Below are 1625 nucleotides of genomic sequence, written 5' to 3'. Positions count from 1 at the left end.
GCTTTTCTGGCATGCTATTGTTCCCTGCACCTTTCGGATTCAGGTTAGCCATCAGACCCAGGAACCTCCCTCCGACTTCCTCCCGGCTTAACCGGGGATATGACAAGGCGCTTTCGTGGCGCAGCGAAGTTGAACAAGTCGTCGAACCGGCGGCCAGGGTCGGCCACCGCCCAACGGTGAAGCTTGGTCTGCATCTCCAGTACCCGACCCGACGGCCCCAACGGGGCCGACCCGGCCGGAGCACTGCCGTTCGGCAGTGCATCTTCTGGCATTGCAGTCTCCTTCCTTTCCCGGAACTGCTGCCGCCCTTCCCCCCGCTCCGGGCTCTCCCCGACTCCGAGTACTACGGCGGCTCCGCCCCGTCCCGAACCGATCGGCCGACGATGGACCCAGCCTCCACCCCGCGCTGGCCGCGCGACCCGGCGGTAGACCCGGGACGGTTCCCGTGTTCACTGCTGACCGTTCGTTGCAGTAGGCGCCCGACTCTGCCCCGGCGGCCTCGCCGTGGTTACGCCGCAGGCATTCACCACAGCCTCCCGGACCTGCAAATACAAACCTGCCCGGAAGTTCCCCAGCTCCTGAAAGGAGTTGGGTGCGCACCGCATCCGGCCCAGATCCGCCAGGTTCGAGCCGGTGACTCATTTCGGGGCGTAAACGCCGGTTCCTCTCGTACACCTCTGCGTCTCGCTCGCCGGACCCGACCCATCTGGCAGTCCTGGACCGTCCCGGCTTTGTCGCGGCTGCTCCCACCCTCCCCGGCATCTCCCGGATCAGGCTGCCGCCAGCTACGTTCACCCCGCTGCGACGGGGCAAACGGTGCAGGTCTTCCACCTCCACTCGGTCAAGCAGCGCTTTCCACGGCGCACGAAGATTTCAAGTCCAGTGAGACGGTTGTGGCGCTATGAGGTTTGTGGTGCGGGTTCCCTGCGTTTGGCCGGGTCGTTGATCCATGCCTGCTGGGGTATCTGGGGTGGTCGGGGGCGGTGGCCGAAGCGTTCGGGGTGGCGGGCGTATGCCTCGGCAAGGGTGACGGCCCGCTGGTCGCGGACCTCCTCGGCGGTGCCGAAGTGCACGCTGGCGGGCGTGTGCCAGCCGATGCCCGAATGCCGGTGCTCGTGGTTGTAGTACGCGATGAACGCCTCGAACCACTCGCGGGCATGGGCCAGCGAGTCGAACCGTTCGGGGTAGTCGGACATGTACTTCGTGGTCTTGAAGTGGGCCTCGCTGTAGGGGTTGTCGTTGGACGTCTTCGGCCGCGAGTGCGACCTGGTGACCCCGAGGTCGATCAGCAGCTGCGAGACCTTCTTCGAGGTCATCGACGTGCCGCGGTCGGCGTGCACGGTCTCGGGCACGATGCCGTTGCGGACGATGGTCTCGCGGATCAACTCCTCGGCCCGTGCAGCTGATTCGGCGGCCTCGACGGTGTGGCCGACGATATAGCGGCTGAAGATGTCGATGACGACGTAAGCGTGATACCAGACGCCCTTGGCCGGCCCGGCTGAAGTTCCCCCCTCGAACTGGACAGCGGGTGTTTACGCTGCCGGGACGAGGTTCTGCCTGAGCAAGGATCTCGTTTCGAGTGGAGTGACGTACCCGTAGTCGGGGTGCCGACGGAGCCGGCTGCG

1 pseudogene is annotated in these 1625 nt (G+C 65.8%); it reads right to left on the bottom strand.

The window, feature by feature from the left end:
* Positions 1-899: 899 nt before the first annotated feature.
* Positions 900-1481: pseudogene (locus JS756_RS35640) on the bottom strand (transposase); the annotation flags it as partial.
* Positions 1482-1625 lie beyond the last annotated feature (144 nt).

The organism is Streptomyces actuosus, from assembly GCF_016921115.1.
In the GTDB taxonomy this organism is placed as follows: domain Bacteria; phylum Actinomycetota; class Actinomycetes; order Streptomycetales; family Streptomycetaceae; genus Streptomyces; species Streptomyces actuosus_A.
This window is presented reverse-complemented; position numbering and strand designations above follow the sequence as displayed.